Genomic DNA, 301 nt, shown 5'->3' with positions numbered 1-301 from the left:
CAGGCCGCCGTATTCGATGAGAATGCCGCCGGGCGACATCGCCGCCGAGAGCGGCTCAAAGATCGGGCCGCCGATTGCGTCCAGCACCACCCGCACACCTGTCGGACCGGCAATCTCCTGCAGCCGCGCTGCGAGATCCTCCTCCGCTGTCGCCACCACATGGGCGGCGCCTGCGGCAAGCAGGGCGGGGGCCTTGGCTGAGGTCCGCGTGATTGCGATGGGGGTTGCGCCGACTCTGTTCGCGACCTGGATGGCCGCCAGCCCGACACTGCTGGATGCCGCCGTCACGGCCACAAAATCC

1 protein-coding gene is annotated in these 301 nt (G+C 69.1%); it reads right to left on the bottom strand.

Going from position 1 to position 301, the window contains the following annotated elements; all coding sequences use genetic code 11:
• Positions 1–301, bottom strand: a 301-nt coding sequence (locus tag RVY79_RS18850; protein WP_317466086.1) for a zinc-binding dehydrogenase, incomplete at both ends; no start/stop codon positions are given.

Source organism: Chromohalobacter sp. HP20-39 (assembly GCF_033052815.1).
Taxonomy (GTDB): Bacteria; Pseudomonadota; Gammaproteobacteria; order Pseudomonadales; family Halomonadaceae; genus Chromohalobacter.
This window is presented reverse-complemented; position numbering and strand designations above follow the sequence as displayed.